Genomic DNA, 2,221 nt, shown 5'->3' with positions numbered 1-2,221 from the left:
GCCAAGACCGCCCCGCACCCAAACCCACCCCGCTACAATCCCCACACCCAAGCCGTTGACCAGCAGTAATGGAAAAGTACGGCTGGAGTACTAGAGCCTGTCCGGTCGATCATGTGCGGAGCCAGATGACGAGGGCTGCGGCGGTGACGGTGCCGAGGTAGACGTAGCCGCGCTTGTCGTATCGCGTGGCCACGGCCCGGGACTGTTTCAGCTTGTTGATGGCCCGCTCGACGGTGTTGCGTTTCTTGTAGCGCTGCTTGTCGAAGCCGGGTGGCCGTCCGCCGCGTGAGCCTTTGCGCTGGCGGGCGGCCTGGCTGTCGGTTTTCTCCGGGATAGTGTGCCGGATGCCCCGACGGCGCAGGCTGTCCCGGCATGGCCCGTTGCTGTACGCCTTGTCCGCGGCGAGGCTGTCGGGCTTCTTGCGCGGTCTGCCCGGACCGGTGCGCGGAACGCGGATCTTGTCGAGTACGGGGTCCAGTTGGGTGCAGTCGGCCCGTTGGCCGGGTGTGACGATCAGGGACAGCGGCCGGCACCGGCCTTCGGCGCTCAGGTGGAGCTTGGTGGTGAAGCCGCCCCTTGAGCGGCCCAGTCCCTCACCTGCTTCACCACCTCCACCAGGCGGGCGTGAAGGCTCTGCCACGGCGGTTCGTCCTGGTGTTCCCCGCTCGCGTCCCCTTTTGACGTGCGGGGCGCGGGCGGCGGGCTGTTACGGGCCCCCGCCGCGTGCTGATGAGCGCGTACCACCGTGGAATCCACTCCGATGTCCCAGTCGATCTCACCGGCGGCATCCGCTTCGGCTTGGACTTCCTGGAGCAGTCGCTCCCAGGTTCCGTCGGCCGACCACAGCCGGTGCCGCTCATAGACCGTCTTCCATGGCCCGAACCGTTCCGGCAGGTCACGCCAGTGAATCCCGGTCCGCACCCGGTGCAAGATCCCGTCGATCACCTGCCGATGATCCCGCCACCTACCGCATCGACCATTGCCCACCGGCAGGAACGGCCGCAGCCGCTCCCACTCCGTATCTGTCAGATCACCCCGCCCCATGGCCGAGACAACGATCCGACGAGGTGGCAGTCACATGGGCGGACAAATCCCGGGGCTTACGCTCCGGGGCATGACCAAATTCTTCGCCACTGTGTGCCTGCCGCCGACCGCGCCTCGGAAGGTTCCACAGGCGATAGCTGCCGCCATGGCGCCCTACAACGCCAACCTCACCGAGGAATGGAATCCGGTTGGCCACTGGGACTGGTGGGCTATCCACTCCAGCGCGGGCAACGCCTACCTCGTGTTGCCTCCGCACGACGGCGACCGCAGGCTCGTCACGGCCTCGACCGTGCCGCGCAGGAAGGCCAAGCTCGATGCCCTGGGGCCGCTGGAATGCTACGGAGGGCCTCGGGGTCTGCTCGACTTCGACGGTATGCGGAAACGAGCGGCGCGCACGCATGACGCCCTGCTCGCCGCTTGGACCGAGCTGACCGCGATACACCCGCCGGCCCGCCCGCTCGCAGACTTCCTCGCTCGCCACGAGGCCGATCCCGAAAGGTACTCCCTGGCAGACGCCAGGAAGGAGCATCTGGCCCAGCCACTGGTGCAGGACGTGGCCCAGCGGGCCGTCGCGGGAGACCCGCACTTTGACACGTCGTTCCTGCTCAACGACCCGGTCGCATACTTCGCGCAGGAACACGAGGAAGCCCGGCTGTGGTCGGTCCGGTGTGCCGTGCCCGGCTTCGCCTTGGTCACCCTTGATGGCGCGTGGACGGACGCGGACACAGACGGCCACTGGGATCAAGCCAACCGCTACCTCGACGGCCTCGACGCCGAGGCCGTCGTCATCGACCTACTCTGTCACTCCTGAGTCGTCAGACCGGGCAGACCCATAGAGGTCAGCCCGGCGGCTGCGCGGCGGGAGCCCGTGATCGCCCGGACAGGCTCTAGTAGGGCTTGGTCATCTTTCGTCACGTGCCCAGACACACGGACGACTCCCGTGTGGACGCTGTAGAACCCATACGACGCGTTCGCCGAGAGCCTCGGCGACACCGTCCGAGTGACCGTCGAGGCGGAGCAGAGCGGCAGCCCGTGGTCGAGCTGTCCGTCACCGAGCTGCGTCATCTGCTCGACGGTGCCGAGCAGGATCTGACCAACTCCCTTGGGCCGGCGTCCGACTGGATGTCCCAGCGCCTGCGCTCCACCCGGGCACGTGGGAAGCCCCGGACCTTCGGTC

The 2,221-nt window shown here is 67.6% G+C and carries 2 protein-coding genes; one reads left to right on the top strand and one right to left on the bottom strand.

Features of this window, described 5'->3' with window-relative positions; translation table 11 throughout:
• Positions 1–109 precede the first annotated feature (109 nt).
• A protein-coding gene (locus ACFU6I_RS48455; protein ID WP_384380939.1) for an IS5 family transposase occupies positions 110–1,044 on the bottom strand; the annotation gives its coding sequence in 2 pieces (ribosomal slippage) (positions 110–706 and positions 709–1,044; 933 coding nt in all).
• Positions 1,045–1,114: 70 nt separating this feature from the next.
• Between ACFU6I_RS48455 and ACFU6I_RS48450 the strand changes: the two genes are divergently transcribed.
• Positions 1,115–1,855, top strand: coding sequence for a hypothetical protein (locus tag ACFU6I_RS48450; RefSeq protein WP_384380937.1), 741 nt, complete (start codon positions 1,115–1,117; stop codon positions 1,853–1,855).
• Positions 1,856–2,221 lie beyond the last annotated feature (366 nt).

The organism is Streptomyces sp. NPDC057486 (assembly GCF_042802415.1).
GTDB classification, from domain to species: domain Bacteria; phylum Actinomycetota; class Actinomycetes; order Streptomycetales; family Streptomycetaceae; genus Streptomyces; species Streptomyces yanii.
This window is presented reverse-complemented; position numbering and strand designations above follow the sequence as displayed.